Here is a 22316-nt window from a genome sequence, read left to right on the forward strand (position 1 = left end):
CTGCGCCAGTTGCGACGGAGTTAGTAAAGAACCCTTGCGAACCCCTGTCAACGAGGCTTCACTGACAGGCGCGAAGAGTCGCATCCCCCGCGCAGAACGGAGACCGCCGTGCCGCCCCTCCTCCCCCGACCCCGCTCGCTGCGCCCGGAGACCGGCGAGTTCGTGCTCTCCACGAGCACGCGGATCGCCTGCCCGGAGGCCCTCGCCGGAGCCGCGCGGCTGCTCCGCGCCACGGTCGGCCGGGCGACCGGACTCGCGCTCGAGTGCGGCGACCAGGCGACGGCCGGCATCCGGCTCGCGCTCGATCCGGCGCTCCCGCCCGAGGGCTACCGCCTCCGCGTCGACGACCGCTCGGTCGTCCTCAGCGCGGCGGGCACGGCGGGCGCACTGCACGGCGTGCAGACGCTGCTCCAGCTGCTGCCGCCGGCGGTCCACCGGTCCGCTCCCCTGCCCGGGGTCCGCTGGGCGGTGCCGGCCGTGACGATCGAGGACGAGCCGCGCTTCGCCTGGCGCGGGATGCTGCTCGATGTCGCCCGGCACTTCCTGCCCGTCCGCGAGGTGCTGCGCGTCATCGACCTGCTGGCCCTGCACCGCCTGACCGTGCTGCACCTGCACCTCACCGACGACCAGGGCTGGCGCCTGGAGATTCCGCGCTACCCGCGGCTCACCGAGGCGGGTGCCTGGCGGCGGCGGTCCCAGGTGGGCGCAGGCCCGACCGCGGGGCAGGACGACCGGCCGCACGGCGGCTACTACCGCCGGGACGACATCCGCGAGATCGTCGCCTACGCCGCGGCGCGTGGCGTCACCGTCGTCCCCGAGATCGAGCTGCCCGGCCACGCGCAGGCCGCCCTCGCCGCCTACCCGGAGCTGGGGGTGCGGGGCACGCCGCTCGAGACCTGGACGGAGTGGGGCGTCAGCACGAACGTCTTCAACGTCGAGGAGAGCACGATCGAGTTCCTCGAGCACGTGCTCGACGAGGTGATCGAGCTGTTCCCCTCCCCGTACGTCCACATCGGCGGCGACGAGTGCCCGAAGGACCAGTGGGCGGCCGACGCCCGCACGCAGGAGCGGATGCGCGAGCTGGGGATCCCGGACGAGAACGCGCTGCAGAGCTGGTTCGTCGGGCGCATCGGCGCGCACCTCGCCCGGCGCGGGCGCCGCCTGCTCGGCTGGGACGAGATCCTCGAGGGCGGTCTCGCACCCGGCGCGACGGTGCTGTCCTGGCGGGGACGGGTGGGGGCGGTGGCGGCGGCCCGGGCCGGCCACGACGTGATCGCCTGCCCGGAGGACACCGTCTACCTCGACCACCGGCAGTCCGAGGCGGCGTCGGAGCCGATCCCGGTGTCCACCGTCACGACGGTCGCCGACGTCCTCGCCTTCGACCCGGTCCCGCCGGAGCTGACCGCCGAGCAGGCCCGGCACGTCCTCGGCGGGCAGGGGAACCTCTGGACCGAGCACGCCGACTCCCCGCGCGTCCTCGACTACCTCGCCTTCCCCCGGCTCTGCGCGCTCGCGGAGGCGCTCTGGTCGGGCGCGCACCGCGACACGGAGGACTTCGGGATCCGTCTGGCGCACCACCTGACCCGGCTCGACGCCTTCGGGGTCGAGTACCGCCGCGCCGACGGTCCGCTGCCGTGGCAGACGCGGCCCGGCGTCCCGGGCCGCCCGATGACGCACGAGGAGGCCGCCGAGCAGGTGGCGCTGCTCACCGCGGACATCGCCGGCGTCGCGAGCGGATCCCACCTCAGCACTGGACCGCCACCCGCTTCCTGAGAAATCAACGAGCAGACGCAGATCCACCGCGCATCTAGCGTCGAGGGCGACCCTCCCCGACCCGACCCCGGAGCGCCATGACCCCCCTCGCCCCCACCGCCCCCACCGCCCTCGCCGGCGGCACCGCCCCCGCACCCGCCCGCGCCACCACGGAGGCGTCCGCATGAGGGTCACCGACACCAGCGACCTGTGGTGGCGCGCCGCCGTCTACTACAACCTCGACGTCAAGACCTTCATGGACTGGGACGACGACGGCGTCGGCGACCTCGAGGGCCTCGCGCACCGGATCGACTACCTCGCCGAGCTCGGCGTCGGCTGCCTCTGGCTCGCGCCGTTCTACTCCTCGCCCGGCAAGGACAACGGCTACGACATCAGCGACTTCTACGGCGTCGACGAGCGCTACGGCCACCACGGCGACGTCGTCGAGGTGATCCGCACCGCGCACGACCGCGGGATGCGCGTCATCGTCGACCTCGTCGTCAACCACACCAGCGACCAGCACCCGTGGTTCCAGGCGGCGCGCTCCTCCCCCGACAGCCCCTACCGCGACTACTACGTCTGGCGCGACGAGCCGCCGGCCGACCAGCCGGCCAACGTCTTCCCGGACGTCGAGGACGGCGTCTGGTTCTTCGACGAGCAGGCCGGGCAGTACTACCTGCACAACTTCTACCGGCACCAGCCGGACCTCAACACCGACAACCCGGCGGTGCGCGACGAGATCGCGAAGCTGGTCGGCTTCTGGCTGCAGCTCGGGGTCGACGGCTTCCGCGTCGACGCGGTGCCCTACCTGATCGAGCCGGGTGCCCGCGACGAGCACGAGTGGCTGCGCCTGCTGCGCCGCTTCATCAGCCGCCGCTCGGGCGAGGCGATGCTCCTCGGTGAGGTCAACACCACCCGCGACGAGCAGCTCGCCTTCTTCGGCGGCGAGGACGCCGACGAGCTGTCGATGCAGTTCGACTTCATCGGCAATCAGCGCCTCTACCTGGCGCTCGCACGGGAGGACGCGACGCCGCTCGTCGAGGCGATCGCGAGCCGCCCGCCGATCTCGGTCGGCAGCCAGTGGGCGAACTTCGTCCGCAACCACGACGAGCTGACCCTCTCGCAGCTCACCGACGACGAGCGCGACGAGGTCTTCGCCGCGTTCGCGCCGGAGGAGTCGCAGCGGATCCACGGCCGCGGCATCGTGCGCCGCCTCCCGCCGATGCTCGACGGCGACCCGCGCCGCATCCGGATGGTCTACAGCCTCCTGTTCTCGCTGCCGGGCTCGCCCGTCCTCTACTACGGCGAGGAGATCGGGATGGGCGAGAACGCCGACATCCCCGGCCGCAGCGGCGTCCGCACGCCGATGCAGTGGACCTCCGCCGCGAACGGCGGCTTCTCGCGCGCCGAGCCCGGCGACCTGATCGCGGCCCCGCCCGTCGGCGGCTTCGGCCCGGAGCACGTCAACGCCGCCGCGCAGCTCCGCGACCCCGGATCGCTGCTCGCGCACATCAAGGGCCTCGCCTGGCTCTACCGCCGCTCCCCCGAGATCGGCTGGGGCGAGTACACCCACCTCCCGGCCGACCAGTCCTGCGTCTTCGCGCACCGGATGTCCGCGTCGACCGGGACGACCGTCGCCGTGCACAGCTTCGCCTCGAGCCCGCGCACCGTGACGATCACGCTCCCCGACTCGGAGCCGGGGTCGCGCCTGGTCGACTCCCTCGGCGGCGAGTCGCAGCCGATCGGCGACGACGGCACGGTCACCGTCGGCATCGACGGCTACGGCGCCCGCTGGTTCCGCGTGGTGACGGCGGAGTCGCGCCGCCTGGTCTGATCCGGAAGCGCGACTGGTCCGATCCGGGAGCGCCGACAGGTCCGATCCGGGAGCAGCGGCAGGAGAGGTCAAGCCCCTTCTGAGCGCCGAAGTGCCCTGCCTACCGTCGAAGGGCGGGCGACGAGGTCCGCACCGACTGCTCCCGGAAAGGTACGACCGCATGTTCTTCCACCGTCAAGAGCTCCAGTTCAAGTCCTCCCCCTCCAAGCCCGACGCCGTCTTCGCCCGCCGGTTCCAGGAGGTGCTCGGCGGACAGTACGGCGAGATCACCGTCGCCATGCAGTACGGCTTCCAGGCCTGGAACGCCCACGAGCCCGGCAAGTACCGCGACCTGCTCTACGGCATCGGCGCGGAGGAGTTCGGCCACGTCGAGATGATCGCGATCATGATCGCCCAGCTGCTCGAGAAGGCGCCCGTCGAGCAGTCCGAGGACGCCATCAAGAAGGACCCGGTTCTCGGCGCGGTCATCGGCGGCACCGACATCCAGGCCGCGATCGTCGCCGGCGCGGGCGTCCGCCCCGTCGACAGCAACGGCAACCCCTGGCAGGGCTCGTACATCACGGCGAGCGGCAACCTGCTGGCCGACTTCACCGCCAACGCGAACGCCGAGATGCAGGGCCGCCTGCAGGTCGCGCGGCTGTACCACATGACCGACGACCACGGCGTGCGGGACCTGCTCTCGTTCCTCCTGGCCCGCGACACGATGCACCAGAACCAGTGGATCGCCGCCGCCGCCGAGCTGCGCGCGGAGGGCGCGGAGGACCTGCCGGTGCCCTCGAACTTCCCGCTCTCGAAGGAGGAGCGCTCGGTGTCGTACGAGTACATCAACTTCTCGGACGGCGCCGCGGCCGCCGAGGGCAGCTGGGCGTCCGGACCCACGCCCGACGGCAAGGGCGAGTTCAGCTACCGCACGGCGAGCCCCGACGACGGCGTGCCGATGCCGCCGCCCACCCAGCCGGACGAGCGCTTCTACGGCACCTCGCCGAAGCCGAACATCGTCGAGAAGGCGGTCGGCGCCGTCAAGGACGCGGTGACCGGCAAGTAGCGCGCGCGGCCGCCGACGCCGGGAGGCGAAACGATTCGCGTCGTTTCGCCTCCCGGCGCTGTCGCAATGACCGGGGATGCACCTAGGCTGGCTGCGAATCGTTTCGCCTCACGACCCCGAGGAGTGGCATGGACGCCGCCGACACCGCCGCCAGCATCACCGCTGCCCCGCCGGCGCACCGCATCCTCGCGAGCGGCCGCCGCATCCCCGCGATCGGCGCCGGCACCTTCGGCTCCGACCGCTACGACGCCGAGACGGTCGGCCTCGCCGTCGAGCACTCGCTCCGCGCCGGCTTCCGCCTGCTCGACTGCGCCACCGTGTACGGCAACGAGCCGCGCGTCGGCCGGGCGATCGCCGACTCCGGAGTGCCCCGCGACGATCTCTTCGTGATGTCGAAGATCTGGAACGACGCGCACGAGCCCGAGGCCGCCGTCGCCTCGGTCGAGCGCTCGCTCGAGGACCTCGGCCTGGACGTGCTCGACGCCGTCTTCGTGCACTGGCCCTTCCCCAACCACCACCCGCCGCACGCCGAGACCGACGCCCGCGACCCGGAGGCGCGCCCCTACGAGCACGCCGCGTTCCTGCGCACCTGGGCGGCGCTCGAGTCGCTCGTCGACCGCGGTCTGGTCCGGCACCTCGGTACCTCGAACGTCACGATCGCGAAGCTCGAGCGGATCCTCGCCGACGTCCGCATCGCGCCCGCGCTGAACGAGATGGAGCTGCACCCCTGCTTCCAGCAGCCGGAGCTGTTCCGCTACTGCCTCGATCACGGCATCCAGCCGATCGGCTACTCGCCGCTGGGCTCGCCGTCCCGCCCCGAGCGCGACCGCGTCGACGGCGACCTCGTCGACATCGAGCACCCCGCCGTGCAGGCCATCGCCCGCGAGCGCGGCGTGCACCCGGTCGTCGTCTGCCTCGCCTGGGCCGTCAACCGCGGCCAGATCCCGATCCCGTTCGCGGTGAAGCCCGAGCAGATCGAGGCCAATCTCGCCGCCGCGTCGCTCGCCCTCACCGCCGCCGAGCAGGAGTCGCTGCGCGGCGCCGAGCGCAACAACCGGCTGATCAAGGGTCAGGTCTTCCTCTGGCCTGGCAGCGCGGACTGGCTCGACCTCTGGGACGCCGACGGCACGATCCCCGGCTGGGACGGCTACGGCTCCCCTGCGCTCTGAGATGGCGACGTACAAGGACCTGCAGCGGCTGACCGGGCTGTCGCTCTCGACGATCTCGAAGCACTACAACGGCCTGCCGGTGCGCCCCGAGAACGCCGCCGCGATCGAGGCGGCGGCCGAGCGGCTCGACTTCCGCGTCAACGGCTTCGCGCGCGGCCTGCGCTCGCGGCGCTCCCGCACGGTGGGCGTGCTGCTGCCGGCGCTCGACAACGAGTTCCACCTGTCGATCATCGCCGGACTCGAGCGGGCCCTGCGCGGCGACGGCATCGGCGTGCTGATCGGCGTCAGCCTGCCCGAGCCGGGCGCCGCCGTCGGGCTGCTGCTCGAGAAGATGGTGGACGGGATCGTCGCCGTCCCGACCCGGGGAGACGTCGACGCGCTTCGCAGCGCCTCCGAGCAGGGCACTCCCGTGGTGACGGTGGACTGGGTCGACGACGAGCTCGAGACCGATCGCGTGGTTCTCGACAACCGCGCGGCCGGCGCCTCCGCCGCCCGGCACCTCGCCGACCACGGCCACCGCGCGATCGCGGTGCTCGGCGGCGATCCGGACGTGTCGACCACCCGGGAGCGCACCGCGGGCGTCCTCGACGAGCTCGCCTCCCGCGGCCTCGGGCCGGCCGAGGTCGAGCTCGGCCCGCTGAGCGTCGAGAGCGGCATCGCCTCGATGGAGCGGATCCTCGCCCGCCGCGACCGGCCGACCGCCGTCTTCGCGAGCAACCGCGAGCTGACCGTCGGCGCGCTGACCGCGCTCGGCGACTCCGGCCTGCGCCTGCCCGCCGACCTCTCGATCGTCGGCTTCGACACCGTCGAGCTCGCGAGGGTCGTGCGACCGCGGCTGACCATCGTCGAGCAGCCGACCGACGCCATCGCCGCCGAGGCCGCCGCGCTGATCGAGCGCCGGCTCGACGGCAGCCCCGAGCCGTTCGAGACGCGCACCCTTCCGGGCCGGCTGATCGCCGGCGCCTCCGTCGCCCACGTCCACCACTGACATCCACCCCCTCACCGAGGAGCACCATGCTGACCACGACCCTCCTGCACCCCGAGATCCTGCACGCGCTCGCCCGCGCCGGCCACGGCTCCCGGATCCTGATCGCCGACGGCAACTACCCGGTCGGCACCACGCTCGGGAAGAACTCCGCGCTCGTGCACCTCAACCTGCGCCCGGACACGCTCACCGTCGACGAGATCCTCGAGGCGCTGCTGACCGCGATCGTCGTCGAGGAGGCGACCGTGATGACTCCCGCGCCCGGCCTCGACGTGCCCGCGCAGGACGCCTTCCGCGCCACCCTCGACGGCGTCCCCTTCGCCTCGGTCGAGCGCCACGCCTTCTACGCCGAGGCCCGCACCGACGACGTCGCCCTCACCATCGCCAGCGGCGACCGCCGCATCTACGCGAACCTCATCCTGACGATCGGCGTCCGCCCGGCCGACGCCTGACCGCGCCGCCTTCCGCCACCCACCCTCCAGAAGGTGCGGTAGTCGGGCGCGACTACCGCAACTTCTGAGGAGTGACGGCGGGTGCGGACGCGGCCCGCCGCCTGAGAGGGCGCGAGGCGTTCTCCGAGCGGACGTCCGTACTCTGAGCACCGTGGATCTGGACACCCTCCTCAACATCGGCCTCGTCGTGCTGTTCGTGCTCATCGGCGGGGTGTTCGCGGGCACCGAGATGGCGATCGTCAGCCTCCGCGAGAGCCAGGTGCGCGCGATCGAGGCGGGCAGCGAGCGCGGCCGGCGCATCGCCGAGCTGGTGCGGAACCCGAACACCTTCCTCTCGGCCGTGCAGATCGGCGTGACGCTCGCCGGCTTCTTCTCCTCCGCGTACGGCGCCTCGACGATCGCGCCGGACCTCGTGCCGCCGCTCGAGTCGCTCGGGCTGTCGAACGGCGCAGCCTCGACCGTCGCGCTGATCCTGATGACCCTCGTCATCGCCTACCTCTCGCTCGTGCTCGGCGAGCTGGTGCCCAAGCGCCTCGCCATGCAGAAGTCGGTCGCCTTCACCAAGGTGCTCGCCCCGCCGCTCAACACCCTCGCCCGCCTGATGCGCCCGATCATCTGGCTGCTGTCGGTCTCCACCGATGCGGTGGTCCGCCTCCTCGGCGCCGACCCGCGCGAGAAGGGCGAGAGCGTCTCGGCGGACGAGGTGCGCGACATGATCTCGAGCAACACCGAGATCGCCGAGGACAGCCGACAGCTGCTCGCCGACGTCTTCCGCGCCGACGACCGGCGGGTCGCCGAGGTGATGCGCCCGCGGCCGGACGTCGACTTCCTCCGCGGCGATCTGCCCGTCGCCGAGGGCTACGCGGAGGTGCTCGGCCGGCCGCACTCGCGCTACCCGGTGGTCGGCGAGAACCGCGACGACGTCCTGGGCTTCGTGCACGTGCGCGACCTGATGGCCGCGTTCCCGGAGGCGGGCCGCGACGGCACCGCGAGCAGCGTCGCCGACATCACCCGCCCGATCCTGGCGGTCCCCGGCACGACGAAGGTGCTCGCGGCCCTGCGCACCATGCGGCAGGACGGCCACCAGATCGCGGTCGTCATCGACGAGTACGGCGGGACCGACGGCATCATCACCCTCGAGGACCTGCTGGAGGAGCTCGTCGGCGAGATCTACGACGAGTACGACGGCGCGCGCCAGGACGTCGACGCGAAGGCCGCCGAGCAGCTGCAGGACCTCGACGGCGGCATGATCCTCGAGGACCTGGAGGAGCTGCTCGGCATCGAACTGCCCGAGGGGCCCTACGAGACGGTCGGCGGCTACGTGCTCGACCGCATCGGCCGAGTCGCCGTCGTGGGCGACACCCTCGTCGTCGGCGACCACGTGCTCCGGGTCGCCGAGACCGACCGCTACCGGATCTCGCGGGTCACCCTGACGCCGCAGCCCGCGTCGGAGCCGACCGCGCCGGTCGACGCCGACTGACCACGGGTCCGAAGGTCCGGCCCCGATCCGTCGCCGCCCCGCCCCGCCCCGAAGCGACCCCAGGCCCCGTCAGGGCAGCGGGGCCTCGACCCAGCGCGGCGCCGGCAGCCCGGTCGCGCCCGGCCGCGCGAGCCACAGCCCGCCCGCGAGCGGGTACCGCGCCCGCTCGTCCGCCGACAGGTCTCGCGAGGCCGACGACACGACGGCGACGTCGAGCGCCTCCCCCGCGAAGGCGATGCTGGAGGAGTGCGGCGCGTCGATCGCGATGCCCTCGCCCTCCAGACGGCGACCCTCGGAGTCGTAGACGCGCACGCCGCTCCCGCCCCAGACCGAGCACCACAGCCGGCCCTCGGAGTCGACGGTCATGCCGTCGAGGAAGACGCCCTCCTCCGGCTCGAGGAAGGTCTCGCGCGGGCCGTTCACCCCGTCGAGGTACGGCCGCCGGTAGACGACGCCGGACTCAGTGTCGACCGAGTACATCACCGAGCCGTCGGGCGACCAGCCGAGACCGTTCGAGAGCCGCAGGTCGTGGTCGAGGACGGTGACCGCTCCGTCGTGCTCGAGTCGCAGCAGCACGTCGTCGCCGACCGACTCGCCCAGCGTCAGCGAGCCGACGACCAGCCGGCCCTGCGGGTCGATGGAGCCGTCGTTGAAGCGGTGCCCCTCGGGCAGCAGCTCGGAGCCGCGGGTCAGCGAGCCGTCGACCTCCAGGATCGCCAGGCGGCGGGTGAGTGCGACGAGCACCCGGCCGTCGCCGAGGGGCAGCGCGCAGCCGACCTGCTCGCCGACGTCCGTGCGGGTGATCGCCCCGAGCCCGTCCGCGGTGAGCGGCGCCGACAGCACCGCGCCCGCCTCGATGTCCACCCAGGTCAGCCGGCCGGTCTCCCCGTCCCAGACGGGCCCCTCGCTCAGGACGTAGGCGGGCGTTCCGGCGGGTGTCGCATCGATCATCCCCCCACGCTACCCACCCCCTCGGCGCCCCGCCCGTCCCCCTCCGCGAGATGCCACTTGTGCACGCGACACGCCGTGAAAGGCGTGCACAAGTGGCATCTCGCGGAGGGGAGGCAGGCATGCACCCCGGGGATACACCCGGCAGGCGCGCCGTGGCAAGGGGTGCATAGCCCGGCGATGCTCGGGTCTATCGTCGTCTCGCCGCGTCCGGGACCGCGCGCATCAGCAGCGCAGCCGGGGCGACAGGAAGGCGCGAGCCATGTCCACCGACACCGAAGAGCGCGGCCCCGTCCGGAGCCTCGTCCCCGCCCGCATCGACCGGCTGCCGTGGACGCGGTTCCACTGGTCGATCGTCGTCGGCCTCGGCTTCTCCTGGGTGCTGGACGGCCTCGAGATCCAGATCGTCGCGAGCGCCGGCTTCGCGAAGGAGTTCGACCTCTCGGCCGCGCAGGTCGGCGTGCTCGGCACGGTCTACCTGGTCGGCCAGATCGTCGGCGCGCTGATCTTCGGGCGGCTGAGCGACCGGCTCGGCCGGCGCAAGCTCTTCATCCTGACGCTGGTGATCTACCTGGTCGCGAGCGGCCTCGCGGGCCTCGCGCCCAACTACCTCTTCCTCGCCGTCTTCCGCTTCTTCGCGGGGATGGGCATCGGCGGTGAGTACGCGGCGATCAACTCCGCCATCGACGAGCTGATCCCCTCGAAGTACCGCGGCCGCGTCGACATCGCGATCAACGGCACCTACTGGGGCGGCGCGGCGCTCGGCTCCGCGGCGAACCTCTTCTTCCTCAACGACGAGGTCTTCGCCGAGAACGTCGGCTGGCGCCTCGGCTTCTTCCTCGGGCCGATCCTCGGACTCGCGATCATCTACCTCCGCCGGCACATCCCCGAGAGCCCGCGCTGGCTGATGACCCACGGCCGCGAGGAGGAGGCGGAGCGCACCGTCGACGAGATCGAGCGCCGCGTCGAATCGGAGGGCGGAAAGCTCGAGCCGGTCGACGACTCGCAGGCGATCACCGTGAAGGCGACCGAGAGCATCCCGTTCCGCACCATCGCGCGGGTGCTGATCAAGCAGTACCCGAAGCGGACCCTGGTCGGCGCGACCATGATGATCACCCAGTCGTTCCTCTACAACGCGATCTTCTTCACCTACGCGCTCGTGCTGGAGAACTTCTACGGCGTGGAGCAGAACGCCGTCTCGTACTTCTTCTTCCCGTTCGCGATCGGCAACCTCGTCGGTCCGCTGGTGCTCGGCCACCTCTTCGACGTCTGGGGCCGGCGGAAGATGATCTTCCTCACCTACGGCGTCTCCGGGGCGGTGCTCGCGCTCTCGGCGCTGCTGTTCAGCATGGACGTGCTGACCGCGACGACCCAGACGATCCTCTGGTGCGTCTCGTTCTTCTTCGCCTCCGCCGGCGCCTCGAGCGCCTACCTCACGGTCAGCGAGATCTTCCCGCTGGAGCTGCGCAGCCAGGCGATCTCGTACTTCTTCACCCTCGGCCAGATCGCCGGCGCCGTCGCGCCCACCCTCTACGGCGTGCTGATCGGCGACGGCAGCGACCGCGGCCCGCTCACCGTCGGCTACTTCGTCGGCGCAGCGGTGATGATCGTCGGCGGCGTCGTCGCCCTGATCTTCGGCGTCGACGCCGAGCGCCGCAGCCTCGAGAGCATCACCGAGCCCCTCTCCACGGTCCGCGACTGACCCGCCCCTCCCGCGAGATGCCACTTGTGCACGCTTCTCACGGCGTGTCGCGTGCACAACTGGCATCTCGCTGCGGGGAGGGACGGGCGCGGGTCAGCCGACGTGGACGCCCGGGCGGCGCTCGCGGCGGGGCTCGGCGCGGCGGAGGACCTCGCGGGTGACGGGGGCGACCTCGCCGGTGCCGGTGATCAGGAAGCGGAACATGTTGGAGAGCGGGCCGCCCTCGGTCCACTCGAAGTAGACGTCCGGGACGACGCCGGTCAGGGCGCGGATCTCGAGCAGCACCGTCGCGATGGTGTTCGGGATGTTGCCGCTGGTCACCGTGAGCACGCGGAAGCCGTGGCAGACGCGCCCCTGCACCACGAGGTCCTCCTCGAAGTCGGACGAGTCGGTGGTGTGCACCTCGAGGAAGAGGACCGGGCCGCGCATCGGCAGGTTGCTGTCGCGCTGCTCCTCGGCCAGCTTGTCGCGGTACTCGCGCTCGGAGCCGTCGTCGGGCTCGTTCGCGAGGACGCGGATCACGCCGTAGTCGTCGGCGTCGGTGCTGAGGAAGTCGAGAGCCTGCGCGTCGAAGGTCACCGAGGTCGCCCGCAGCTGGAACGAGCGCTGCACCCGCGAGATCAGCGACACCACGAGGATCCCGAGGATGAACAGGCTCGCGATCCGCACGCCGTCCGGCCGCTCGACCACGTTCACGACCGTCGTGTAGACGAAGACGAGCGCGATCACCGCGAAGCCGACAGCGCGCTTGCGCTGCTTCTTGCGCTTGGCCGAGAGGAACACGGCGACGGAGGCGGAGGTGATCAGCACCAGCACGCCGGTCGCGTAGGCGCCGCCCTGGGCGTCGACGTCGGCCCGGAAGAGGATCGTGATCAGGAACGCGACGGCCGTGAAGACCAGCACCAGCGGGCGCACCGCCGCGGCCCACTGCGGCGCCATCCCGTAGCGCGGCAGGTAGCGCGGCACGATGTTGAGCAGCCCGGCCATCGCCGAGGCGCCGGCGAACCAGAGGATGCAGATCGTGCTGACGTCGTAGGCGGTGCCGAAGGCGTCACCGAGGTACTCGTGCGCGAGGTAGGCGAGGGCGCGGCCGTTGGCCTGCCCGCCCGGCTGGAACTCGGCCTGCGGGATCAGCAGCGTCGTCACGAAGCTCGAGGTGATCAGGAACGCCGACATCGTCACCGCGGCGGTGATCAGCAGCCGCTTCGCCCCGCGGATCCGGCCGACCGGGGCCGCGTCGGTGTCGCTCGCGTCGCCGCGGATCTGCGGCATCACGGCCACGCCGGTCTCGAAGCCGGACAGCCCGAGCGCCAGCTTCGGGAACACGATCAGCGCGATGCCGACCATGATCAGCGGATTCCCGTGCTGCGTCGTCAGCGCCGACCACCAGTTCCCGATCACCACCGGGTTCTCGGCGACGTGCGCGATCGCGACGACGATGACGACCGCGTTCAGCGCGAGGAACACCGCGACCAGCACGACCGCGATCGAGATCGCCTCCTTGAAGCCGCGGAGGAAGACGATCCCGAGCAGCGCGACCAGCCCCAGCGTCAGCGGCACCTCCGCGCCGTGGAACCAGGCCGGCGCGAACGGGTTCTCGACCGCGTGCGCGGTGGCGTCGGCCGCCGACAGGGTGATCGTGATCATGAAGTCCGTCGCCGCGAAGCCGAGCAGCACCAGCACGAAGAGCTTGCCGCCCCACCAGGGCAGCAGCCGCTCCAGCATCGCGATCGAGCCCTCGCCGCGGAAGCTCTCGCGGGCGACGCGGCGGTAGACCGGCAGCGCGCCGAACAGGGTGAGCAGCACCAGGACGATGGTCGCCAGCGGCGAGACCAGGCCGGCCGCGAGCGCGGCGATCGCGGGCTGGTAGCCGAGCGTGGAGAAGTAGTCGACGCCGGTCAGGCACATCACGCGCCACCAGGAGTGCGTCTTCTCGGTGGTGGAGTGCGGCCCGGGGTGCGCGCCGGAGTCGCTCCGCAGCCCCTCGAGCAGCCACGCCTTCACTCCGCCGCGGCGCCCTGAAGAGGTCGCTGAGGAGAGGGGCGAGGGTTCGAGGGCGTCGGCGTCGCCGCGGACGAGAGAGGAGGTCACTGGACGTGTCTACTCGGCGGAGGCGGCTCCGGAGCCGAGAACGCCCGGATCCATACGGTTCCCTAACGGGCAGTTCGCGGGCGGGCGGCCCGACGGAAGCGGGTCACCGCCGCGACGTGTGCACGAATAAGGCTGGATGGCCGGATCGGCCCGAGAACGAGGCGATCGCGGCCATCCAGCCTGAGTTGTGCACGGGGGCGGAGGCTTACTCCTCGACGACGATCGTCGTGATGACCGGGTTGCGGCGGTGACGGCGGGTCAGCCAGCGGCCGAGGGTGCGGGTGATCAGCTTCTCGATCGCGTCGCGGTCGGTCGGCTGGCCGGCGGCCTGGAGCACCGCGTCGTCGATCGCCTTGCTGGCGTTCTCCTTCCAGCTCGGCTCCTCGACAAAGCCGCGGGTGAAGAACTCGACCGGCTCACCCAGCGTGCCGCGGTCCAGGTCGACGATGGCGAGCACCGTGATGGTGCCCTCCTCGGCGAGGACGCGGCGGTCGATCATCGCGTCCTCGGTCGCGACGCCGATCGTGGTGCCGTCGACGAAGACGAGGTCGGCCGGGATGCGGCCGCTCATCCGCGAGCGCCCCTTGACGAGGTCGATCGAGACGCCGTCCTCGACGACGAAGACGTTCTTCTCGTCGATGCCGGTGCGCGTCGCGATCGCGGCGTTCGCCGTGAGGTGGCGCCACTCGCCGTGCACGGGCAGGACCGCGGTCGGGCGGAGGATGTTGTAGCAGTAGGCGAGCTCGCCGGCGCTGGCGTGGCCCGAGACGTGCACCTTGGCGTTGCCCTTGTGCACGACCGTCGCGCCCCAGCGGGTGAAGGCGTTGATGATCCGGTAGATCGCGTTCTCGTTGCCGGGGATCAGCGAGCTGGCGAGCAGCACGGTGTCGCCGGGGCCGATGTCGATGATGTGGTCCTTGTTGGCCATGCGCGAGAGCGCCGCCATCGGCTCGCCCTGCGAGCCGGTGCAGATCATCACGATCTGGGTCGCGGGCAGCTTCTCGAGCACCTTCATGTCGACGACGAGGCCGGCCGGGATCTTGAGGTAGCCGAGCTCGGCGGCGATGCCCATGTTGCGGACCATCGAGCGGCCGACGAAGGCGACCTTGCGGCCGTGCTTCTGCGCGGCGTCGAGAACCTGCTGGATGCGGTGCACGTGGCTGGCGAAGCTCGAGACGACGATGCGGCGCGGGGCGGTGCGGAAGACCTGGTCGATCGCGGGGGCGAGGTCGCCCTCGGAGATCGCGAAGCCGGGGACGTCGGCGTTGGTGGAGTCGACCAGGAAGAGGTCGACGCCCTCGTCGCCGAGGCGCGCGAAGCCGGGGAGGTCGGTGGTGCGCCCGTCGAGCGGGAACTGGTCCATCTTGAAGTCGCCCGTGTGCAGCACGAGGCCGGCCTCGGTGCGGATGGCGACCGCGAGGCCGTCGGGGATGGAGTGGTTGACCGCGAGGAACTCGAGGTCGAAGACGCCGGCGTCGATCCGGTCGCCCTCCTTCACCGGGCGGGTGCGCGGGGTGATGCGGTGCTCGGTGAGCTTCGCGGTGATCAGCGCGAGGGTGAAGGTCGACGCGATGATCGGGATGTCGCCGCGCTCCTTGAGGAGGTACGGCACGCCGCCGATGTGGTCCTCGTGGCCGTGGGTGAGCACGATCGCCTCGATGTCCTTCAGGCGCGAGCGGATCGCGGCGAAGTCGGGCAGGATCACGTCGATGCCGGGCTGGTTCTCCTCGGGGAAGAGCACGCCGCAGTCGACGATGAGCAGCTTCCCCTTGTGCTCGAAGACGGTCATGTTGCGACCGATCTCGCCCAGGCCGCCGAGCGGGGTGATGCGCATGCCGCCCTTCTCCAGCGGCTTGGGGGCGGGGAGCTCGAGGTGGTGGCGCGCGGGCTTGGCGGTTCTGGCGTTTCGCATGGGTGCTTTCCGGTGGGGGACGTGGCGTCGTGCTGGTGCGCGCGGCCCCCGCTTCGTGCGGAGCGCCTCGGCGCAGGTGGTCTGTGTGGTCGCAGCCGCCGGGTGGTTCCGGTGCTCTGCACGGCCTCGTCCGCGGTCACCCGGGTCGTGCTCCGCGCCGCATCGTGCGGCACCGGGAGCGGTGCGGGTGGGGGCGCGGGTCGCGGTGAGGAGGTGGATCCGGAGTGTGCGGATCGCTGCAGAGACCGCGGCGGCCGCGTCCAGCATGACAGCATCCGCCGCGAGTTGCCCGCACTGCGCCGATTCCGCCCCGCACCCGCGCACGGCGGAGCCCCCTCGCCGTCGCCGGTCGAAGGGGCTGGCCGCCTCCGCGAGATGCCACTTGTGCGCGCGACACGCCGTGGAAGGCGTGCACAAGTGGCATCTCGCGGAGGGGGAGACGGGGGGTCAGCGCAGGGAGTCGAGCACGGCCTCCAGCTCGTCGACGGCGGAGTCGATCTCGGCGGCGGTGACGACGAGGGGCGGGGCGAGGCGGATCGTCGAGCCGTGGGTGTCCTTGGCGAGGACGCCGCGGGCCATCAGGGCCTCGCAGACGGCGCGGCCGGAGGCGAGGGCGGGGTCGATGTCGATGCCGGCCCAGAGTCCGGCGCCGCGGACGGCGACCACGCCGCGCCCGATCAGCGCGGTGAGGCGAGCGTGCAGCTGGGCGCCGCGCTCGCGGGCCAGCGCCTGGTACTCGCCGGTGGCGAGCAGCTCGACGACCGCGAGGCCGACGGCGGCGGCGAGCGGGTTGCCGCCGAAGGTCGAGCCGTGCTGGCCGGGCTGGAGCACGCCGAGCACGTCGGCGTTCGCGACGACGGCCGACACCGGCACGATGCCGCCGCCGAGCGCCTTGCCCAGCAGGTAGACGTCCGGGACGACGTCGACGAGGTCGCAGGCGAAGGTCGCGCCGGTGCGGCCGAGGCCGGACTGGATCTCGTCGGCGATGAAGAGGACGTTGTGCCGCGCGGTGATCTCGCGGACGGCGGGGAGGTAGTCGGCCGGCGGGACGACGATGCCCGCCTCGCCCTGGATCGGCTCGATCAGCACGGCGACGGTGTCCTCGTCGATCGCGGCCTCGAGGGCCGCCGCGTCGCCGAACGGCACCGTCCGGAAGCCGGGCGTGAACGGGGCGAAGCCGTCGCGCGCCTCCGCGTCGTCGCTGAACGAGATGATCGTCGTGGTGCGGCCGTGGAAGTTGCCGGCCGCGACGATGATGTTCGCGCGGCCGGGCGCGACGCCCTTCACCCGGTAGCCCCAGGCGCGGGCGACCTTGATGCCGGACTCGACGGCCTCCGCGCCCGTGTTCATCGGGAGGACCATGTCCTTGCCGGCGAGCGCGGCGAGCGCCGTCACGAACGGGCCGAGCTTGTCGTTGTGGAAGGCGCGGCTCGTGAGGGTGACCCGGGAGAGCTGCGCGCGCGCGGCGTCCAGCAGCACCGGGTGCGAGTGGCCGAAGTTGACGGCGGAGTACGCGGCGAGGCAGTCGAGGTAGCGGCGCCCCTCCACGTCGGTGATCCACGCGCCCTCGCCGGTCGCGGCGACGACGGGCAGCGGGTGGTAGTTGTGCGCGGCGTGCGCCTCCTCCGCGGCGATCAGCTCGGCGGAACGGTCGGTCTCGGTGATGCTCATGTCGTGCCTCCTGAGGACGATCGACTCCTCAGAAGTTGTCGTACTCGAGTGCCGAGTACGACGACTTCTGCGGAGTGGGTGAGGGAGAAGGGGAGCGGCTCAGCGCCGCAGCTCGAGGGTGCAGCACTTCACGCCGCCGCCGCCGAGCAGCAGCTCGGACAGGTCGACGCCGATCGGGTTGTAGCCGCGCTCGCGCAGCTGGCGCTCGAAGCCGGCCGCGCGCGAGGCGATGACGACGTTGAGGCCGTCGGAGAAGGAGTTGAGCCCGAGCACGGACGCGTCCTCCTCCGAGACGAGGATCGCGTCGGGGTAGAGCTCGCGCAGGACGCGGTTGCCCTCCTCGCTGAACGCGCTCGGCAGGTAGGCGATGTTCGTGTCGTCGAGCACGGCGATCGCGGTGTCGAGGTGGTAGAACGACGGGTTCACCAGCTCGAGGGTGACGACCTCGCGGCCGAAGATCCGGGCGACCTCGGCGTGCGAGTCGGAGGCGGAGCGGAAGCCGGTGCCGGCGAGGATCCGCTCGCCGACGAGGAGGAAGTCGCCCTCGCCCTCGTTGACCTCCTCGGGCACGCGCACGTCGAAGCCGGCGCCGCGGAACCAGTCCATGTAGGCGGGACCCTCGGGCTGGCGCTCGGGGTAGGTGAAGGAGGCGCCGTAGGCGATGCCATCGATCACGAACCCGCCGTTCGCGGCGTAGACCATGTCGGGCAGGCCGGCCTCGGGCTCGATCAGCTGCACATCGAAGCCGAGCTCGACGTAGGTGTCGTACAGCGTCTGCCACTGGCGCACGGCGAGGGCGGTGTCGGTGGGGACCTGCGGGTCCATCCACGGGTTGATCCGGTAGACGACGGTGAAGTGCTCGGGGCGGCACATCAGGATCGCCTTGGCGACGGGGGTGCGGGTCGGGGCGGTGGCGAGCACGGCGGTATCGGTCATTCGAGTCCTCCTGCGAAAGGATGCGGATGAGCGGACCGGGTCCAGTGGCTCCGTCCCCGCGGGGCGGGTGGAGCACGCTCGCAGCCAGTCTCGCACGCGCGGATCCTGCGATTTCCGCCAGGAGACGCACGGAATCGCTCACTATCGCGGTCTCGCGCGCAGGATCGCAGCGACGGGGGTCGGGACGCTCCGGAGGGGTGGATCGACGATCCGTGGCAGCGGAGGCGGCACCGCGGTAGAACGGGAGTCCCGACGAGAGGCGCTTCCGTGATCGATCGCGACGGCCTGGCGACGTTCCTCCGACTCCGCCGCGAGGCGCTGCAGCCCGAGGACGTGGGCCTCACCCGCGGCCCGCGCCGCCGCACCGCGGGCCTGCGGCGGGAGGAGGCCGCCGCCCTCTGCCACATGTCGACCGACTACTACGCCCGGCTCGAGCGCGGCACCGGTCCGCAGCCGTCGGAGCAGATGATCGCCGCGATCGCGCAGGGACTGCACCTCTCGCTCGGCGAGCGCGACCACGTGTTCCGGCTCGCCGGCCACCGCCCGCCGGCGCGGGGCAGTGCCGGCGAGCACATCGGGCCGGGTCTGCTGCGCATCCTGGACCGGCTGCAGGACACCCCCGCCGAGATCATCACCGAGCTCGGCGAGACGCTCCGGCAGACCCCGCTCGGCGCAGCACTGCTGGGCGACGCGTCGCTCCGCACCGGGCTCGAGCGCAGCCTCGGCTACCGCTGGTTCACCGACCCCGCGGCACGCGAGGCGTATCCTGAGGAGGACCGGGCGCAGCTCTCGCGCGTGTTCGTCGCGGGGCTGCGCGAGGTCGCGACCCTGCGCGGGCCCGGCTCGAGGGCGGCCGAGCTCGTCGACGTCGTCGCGGAGCGGAGCGAGGAGTTCCGGGCACTGTGGGCCGAGCACCAGGTCGGGCTGCGACCGCCGGCGACCAAGCGCTTCCTGCATCCGTCGGTCGGGCTGCTCGAGCTGGAGTGCCAGACGCTGCTGGATCCGGAGCAGTCGCACCGGCTCCTCGTCTACACGGCGGTACCGGGGAGCGAGAGCGCGGGGAAGCTGGAGCTGCTCGCGGTGGTGGGCGCGCCGGTCTGAGCGGCGGGCGGCGGGCCGGTGGCGGCGGGCGGCGGGCCGGTGGCGGCGGGCGTGGGACCGCAGCCGTGCGTCGCAGCCGTGGACCGCGCATCGGTGGATCGGCGGGCCCTGCCTCCGCTCGCCGGATCGGCCGAGCATGGGATCACACCCACCAGCGACCGCCCACCGGCACCGAGGAGCCCCCATGACCCGCAGCATCCCGATCCCCGATCTGTCCGGACGGCTCGCCGTCGTCACCGGCGCGAGCGACGGCATCGGCCGCGTGATCGCCACCCGGCTCGCCGCGGCCGGCGCCGAGCTGGTCCTGCCCGTGCGCTCGGCCGCCAAGGGCGAGGCCGCCGCGGAGGGGATCCGCCGGGCGATCCCCGGCGCCGCGGTGAGCACGCACCCGCTCGACCTCTCCTCCCTCCGCTCGGTCTCCGCGCTCGCCGAGGGACTGCTGGCCGAGGGCCGGCCGATCGACCTGCTCGTGAACAACGCCGGAGTGATGCAGCCGCCCCAGCGGCAGCTCACCGAGGACGGCTTCGAGCTGCAGTTCGGCACGAACCACCTCGGGCACTTCGCGCTGACGCTCGGCCTTCTGCCGCTGCTCGCGCACGCCCGCGTCGTGCACCAGACCAGCATCGCGGCGCGCAGCGGATCGATCGCCTGGGACGACCTCGACGGCGCCCGCGACGACGACGCGATGCGGGCCTACGTGCAGTCGAAGATCGCGGTCGGCCTCTTCGCCCTCGAGCTCGACAGGCGGAGTGCCGCGGCCGACCGGGGGCCGACGAGCACTCTCGCGCACCCCGGGATCTCGCCGACGAACCTCCTGGCGGCGCAGCCCGGCCTCGGTCGCGCGCAGCAGGTGCGGGGCCGCGGCCTGATCGTGCTGCTCGCGCGGCTGGGCATCGCCGGGACCGTCGAGAGCGCGGCGCAGCCCGCCCTGCTCGCGGCGACCGCGCCCGACGGCGGCGGCTTCTACGGCCCGACCCGCCTGATCGGCGGACCCGCCGCCCGCCGCGAGCCTTGGGCGCCGCTGCGCAGCGCCGACGACGCCCGCCGCCTCTGGGACGTCTCGGAGCAGCTGACGGGCGTCCGCTCCCCGGCGTGAGCGCGCGTGGATCTCCTCAGAAGAGACCCCCCAGACATGCTGGTCGAGTAGCCCCGCAGGGGCGTATCGAGACCCACCGTCCTCAGCAGGGCGGGTCTGCAGACCCGGCTTCTGACGGTGGTGGCTCTCGATACGCCCGCTGCGCGAGCTACCTCGATCAGCAAAGAGGCGGCCCACCGCGACGACGGGGTCGCTCACCGCCACGGGGCCGCCGATCCGCGACGGGCCCCCGGATGGGGGTCTGCGGGGCGGCGCCGCGAGAGTTCTCGAGGCACCCTGGCAGCTAGCATTCAGGCACGTGTCCGCCCGCGGTCCGCCGCGGATCCTCTCGAAAGATCTGCCGTGACTCCTCGCCGCACTCGGCCCCTCGCCCCGCTCACCGCACTCGGAGTCTCCGCCGTGCTGCTCACCGGCCTCGCCGCCGGTCCGGCGCAGGCGCAGGAGGACGCCCCGCTCGGCACCGTCACGCAGACCGCGGACGCGGTCGTCGAGCGCGCGCTGTCGAACGCGAAGACCCAGCGCGAGGACGTCGCCGCCGACCCGGCCGCCGAGATCGTCCTCTCCGGCACCATCGCGCTGAAGGACATCGACGAGGCGCACCCCGCCCCGGCCGGAGCCGCCTACCGCCTCCGCGTCGAGAACGGCGCGGGCACCGAGATCCGCACGATCGCCACCGAGGCCGCCTTCTCGCTCACCCTCCCCGGCGGCCAGGCCTACTACCTCCTCGCCTCGGTCGACGGCGACGACAGCTGGTACCCGACCTGGTTCGGCGACACCCCGATCGCCGTCGAGGCGGACGGCATCGGCGAGTCGCGGACCGACGTCGCGATCAGCCTCCCCCGGGCGACCACGGTCTCCGGCTCCGTCACCGCGGCCGCCGTCGCCGGCGTCTCCGCGACGTCCTTCGTCGTGCAGCCGTACTGGTACGAGCGCGAGGACAACGCGTACTACCCGTTCACCGAGGTCGCCACCTCCGGCAACCCGGGCCGACCCGACGCCTGGACCACCGCGCCGAACGCGCTGCCCGCCGGCGAGTGGATCTTCCGCCTCGCGGAGCCCGGCTACCCGGTCTACGACGACGAGTACTACCGGGAGCTCCCGCGCCTCGACGAGCGCGCGATCACCACCGTCCCCGCCGCGGGCCGCACCGGCGTCGACTTCACGCCGACCGCCTACGCGTCGAACACCGGCACCCGGATCGAGGGCACCGACCGCTACGGGACCGCCGTCGCGGTGACCAGGAAGTACTTCGGCGACGACATCCCCGTCCTCTACATCGCGAGCGGCGCGAACTGGCCGGACGCGCTCAGCGCCGGGCCGGCGGCCTCCGTGCAGGACGGCGCCCTGCTCCTCACCGACCCGGACCAGCTGTTCCCGGTCGTCTCGGCCGAGATCCAGCGGCTCTCTCCGCAGCGGATCGTCGTCGTCGGCAGCTCGCTCTCCGTGAGCGACGCGGTCTACGAGCAGATCGCCGCGCTCGGCTCGCCCACCGAGCGGATCTCGGGCTCGGACCGGTACGAGACCTCGCGGAAGATCGTCGCCGACGCCTTCCCCGCGGGCTCCTACGACACCGTGTTCCTGCCGACGGGAGGCGCCTTCCCCGACGCGCTCTCGGTCGCGCCGATCGCCGGCCGCCTCGACCAGCCGGTGCTGCTCGTCGACGGCGCGAAGCCCGCACTCGACGCGCCGACCCGGGAGGCCCTCGCTCGTCTCGACGCGGCCGACGGCCTGCTGCTCGGCGGCACGGACCGGATCTCGACCGGTGTCGAGGCCGACCTCCGCGGCTCCGGACTCACGGGCGGCGTGAACCGCCTCGCGGGGATCGACCGGCACGACACCAGCCGCAAGCTGAACGCCGCCTACGCACCGTCCCCGCTTGTCGACACGGCGTTCCTCGCCTCCGCCATCGGCTTCGCCGACGCTCTCGCGGTCGGCCCTGCCGCCGCGTCGATCGGCGCACCGCTCTACCTGAGCCAGCCCGACTGCGTGTACACCGCGACGCGCAGGAGCCTGCAGGATCAGGACCTCGACCAGATCACGCTCCTCGGCGGCACCGGCACGCTCTCCGCGGACGTCGCTCGCCTCACCGCCTGCTGACCCCGCCCCGCGCGTCACCGCTAGATTCGAACCATCGTGTCCGCC

At 72.4% G+C, this 22316-nt stretch carries 16 protein-coding genes; 11 read left to right on the forward strand and 5 right to left on the reverse strand.

Features of this window, described 5'->3' with window-relative positions:
• The first annotated feature begins 108 nt into the window (after positions 1 to 108).
• From MT350_RS13950 to MT350_RS13980, 7 genes are all read left to right on the forward strand, one after another.
• Positions 109 to 1773: a beta-N-acetylhexosaminidase gene (locus MT350_RS13950; protein WP_243600669.1), complete on the forward strand. Its 1665-nt coding sequence runs from the start codon at positions 109 to 111 to the stop codon at positions 1771 to 1773.
• Positions 1774 to 1936: 163 nt separating this feature from the next.
• Positions 1937 to 3586 (forward strand): alpha-amylase family protein, encoded by a 1650-nt coding sequence (locus MT350_RS13955; RefSeq protein ID WP_243600670.1) that lies wholly within the window; start codon positions 1937 to 1939, stop codon positions 3584 to 3586.
• A gap of 160 nt (positions 3587 to 3746) precedes the next feature.
• Positions 3747 to 4631, forward strand: coding sequence for a manganese catalase family protein (locus tag MT350_RS13960; protein WP_173251111.1), 885 nt, complete (start codon positions 3747 to 3749; stop codon positions 4629 to 4631).
• 128 nt (positions 4632 to 4759) lie between these two features.
• Entirely contained in the window at positions 4760 to 5800 is a 1041-nt protein-coding gene (locus tag MT350_RS13965; RefSeq protein WP_243600671.1) for an aldo/keto reductase, read from the forward strand.
• 1 nt (position 5801) lies between these two features.
• On the forward strand, positions 5802 to 6788 hold the full coding sequence (locus MT350_RS13970; RefSeq protein ID WP_123448108.1) for a LacI family DNA-binding transcriptional regulator: 987 nt from the start codon (positions 5802 to 5804) through the stop codon (positions 6786 to 6788).
• A gap of 26 nt (positions 6789 to 6814) precedes the next feature.
• Positions 6815 to 7237 carry an RbsD/FucU family protein gene (locus MT350_RS13975; RefSeq protein WP_243600672.1) on the forward strand — a complete coding sequence of 141 codons (423 nt, stop codon included), beginning with the start codon at positions 6815 to 6817 and terminating at the stop codon, positions 7235 to 7237.
• Positions 7238 to 7388: 151 nt separating this feature from the next.
• Positions 7389 to 8717, forward strand: coding sequence for a hemolysin family protein (locus MT350_RS13980; RefSeq protein WP_243600673.1), 1329 nt, complete (start codon positions 7389 to 7391; stop codon positions 8715 to 8717).
• A gap of 69 nt (positions 8718 to 8786) precedes the next feature.
• On the opposite strand, the gene MT350_RS13985 is transcribed toward MT350_RS13980, so the two are convergent.
• The gene (locus MT350_RS13985) at positions 8787 to 9668 is read right to left on the reverse strand and encodes an SMP-30/gluconolactonase/LRE family protein (RefSeq protein WP_123448105.1); all 882 of its coding nucleotides are present in this window, start codon (positions 9666 to 9668) and stop codon (positions 8787 to 8789) included.
• Positions 9669 to 9927: 259 nt separating this feature from the next.
• Between MT350_RS13985 and MT350_RS13990 the strand changes: the two genes are divergently transcribed.
• Positions 9928 to 11367, forward strand: a complete 1440-nt coding sequence (locus tag MT350_RS13990) for an MFS transporter (protein WP_243616158.1) — start codon at positions 9928 to 9930, stop codon at positions 11365 to 11367.
• A gap of 93 nt (positions 11368 to 11460) precedes the next feature.
• Here MT350_RS13990 and MT350_RS13995 read toward each other — a convergent pair whose 3' ends face one another.
• From MT350_RS13995 to ddaH, 4 genes are all read right to left on the reverse strand, one after another.
• The gene (locus MT350_RS13995; protein WP_243600768.1) at positions 11461 to 13275 is read right to left on the reverse strand and encodes an amino acid transporter; all 1815 of its coding nucleotides are present in this window, start codon (positions 13273 to 13275) and stop codon (positions 11461 to 11463) included.
• 388 nt (positions 13276 to 13663) lie between these two features.
• Positions 13664 to 15292 (reverse strand): ribonuclease J, encoded by a 1629-nt coding sequence (locus tag MT350_RS14000; RefSeq protein ID WP_207901707.1) that lies wholly within the window; start codon positions 15290 to 15292, stop codon positions 13664 to 13666.
• A gap of 525 nt (positions 15293 to 15817) precedes the next feature.
• Positions 15818 to 17041, reverse strand: coding sequence for an ornithine--oxo-acid transaminase (gene rocD, locus MT350_RS14005; protein ID WP_123732521.1), 1224 nt, complete (start codon positions 17039 to 17041; stop codon positions 15818 to 15820).
• Positions 17042 to 17140: 99 nt separating this feature from the next.
• Entirely contained in the window at positions 17141 to 17977 is an 837-nt protein-coding gene (gene ddaH, locus MT350_RS14010) for a dimethylargininase (RefSeq protein ID WP_243600675.1), read from the reverse strand.
• 267 nt (positions 17978 to 18244) lie between these two features.
• On the opposite strand from ddaH, the gene MT350_RS14015 reads away from it, so the two are divergent.
• From MT350_RS14015 to MT350_RS20500, 3 genes are all read left to right on the forward strand, one after another.
• Positions 18245 to 19078, forward strand: coding sequence for a helix-turn-helix transcriptional regulator (locus tag MT350_RS14015; protein ID WP_243616159.1), 834 nt, complete (start codon positions 18245 to 18247; stop codon positions 19076 to 19078).
• 184 nt (positions 19079 to 19262) lie between these two features.
• Complete coding sequence (locus MT350_RS14020; protein WP_243616160.1) at positions 19263 to 20174, forward strand: SDR family oxidoreductase; 912 nt, start codon at positions 19263 to 19265, stop codon at positions 20172 to 20174.
• 342 nt (positions 20175 to 20516) lie between these two features.
• Positions 20517 to 22271: a cell wall-binding repeat-containing protein gene (locus tag MT350_RS20500; RefSeq protein WP_243616161.1), complete on the forward strand. Its 1755-nt coding sequence runs from the start codon at positions 20517 to 20519 to the stop codon at positions 22269 to 22271.
• Positions 22272 to 22316: the final 45 nt, after the last annotated feature.

The organism is Rathayibacter sp. VKM Ac-2928 (assembly GCF_022815545.1).
Lineage (GTDB): Bacteria > Actinomycetota > Actinomycetes > Actinomycetales > Microbacteriaceae > Rathayibacter > Rathayibacter festucae.

What these genes read in the sequence shown, in the direction of transcription:
- MT350_RS13955 (WP_243600670.1), top strand. Translation starts at nt 1,937, where the DNA reads ATGAGGGTCACCGACACCAGCGACCTGTGGTGGCGCGCCGCCGTCTAC.
- MT350_RS13960 (WP_173251111.1), top strand. Translation starts at nt 3,747, where the DNA reads ATGTTCTTCCACCGTCAAGAGCTCCAGTTCAAGTCCTCCCCCTCCAAG.
- MT350_RS13965 (WP_243600671.1), top strand. Translation starts at nt 4,760, where the DNA reads ATGGACGCCGCCGACACCGCCGCCAGCATCACCGCTGCCCCGCCGGCG.
- MT350_RS13970 (WP_123448108.1), top strand. Translation starts at nt 5,802, where the DNA reads ATGGCGACGTACAAGGACCTGCAGCGGCTGACCGGGCTGTCGCTCTCG.
- MT350_RS13975 (WP_243600672.1), top strand. Translation starts at nt 6,815, where the DNA reads ATGCTGACCACGACCCTCCTGCACCCCGAGATCCTGCACGCGCTCGCC.
- MT350_RS13985 (WP_123448105.1), bottom strand. Translation starts at nt 9,668, where the DNA reads ATGATCGATGCGACACCCGCCGGAACGCCCGCCTACGTCCTGAGCGAG.
- MT350_RS13990 (WP_243616158.1), top strand. Translation starts at nt 9,928, where the DNA reads ATGTCCACCGACACCGAAGAGCGCGGCCCCGTCCGGAGCCTCGTCCCC.
- MT350_RS13995 (WP_243600768.1), bottom strand. Translation starts at nt 13,275, where the DNA reads ATGTGCCTGACCGGCGTCGACTACTTCTCCACGCTCGGCTACCAGCCC.
- MT350_RS14000 (WP_207901707.1), bottom strand. Translation starts at nt 15,292, where the DNA reads ATGCGCATCACCCCGCTCGGCGGCCTGGGCGAGATCGGTCGCAACATG.
- rocD (WP_123732521.1), bottom strand. Translation starts at nt 17,041, where the DNA reads ATGAGCATCACCGAGACCGACCGTTCCGCCGAGCTGATCGCCGCGGAG.
- ddaH (WP_243600675.1), bottom strand. Translation starts at nt 17,977, where the DNA reads ATGACCGATACCGCCGTGCTCGCCACCGCCCCGACCCGCACCCCCGTC.
- MT350_RS14020 (WP_243616160.1), top strand. Translation starts at nt 19,263, where the DNA reads ATGACCCGCAGCATCCCGATCCCCGATCTGTCCGGACGGCTCGCCGTC.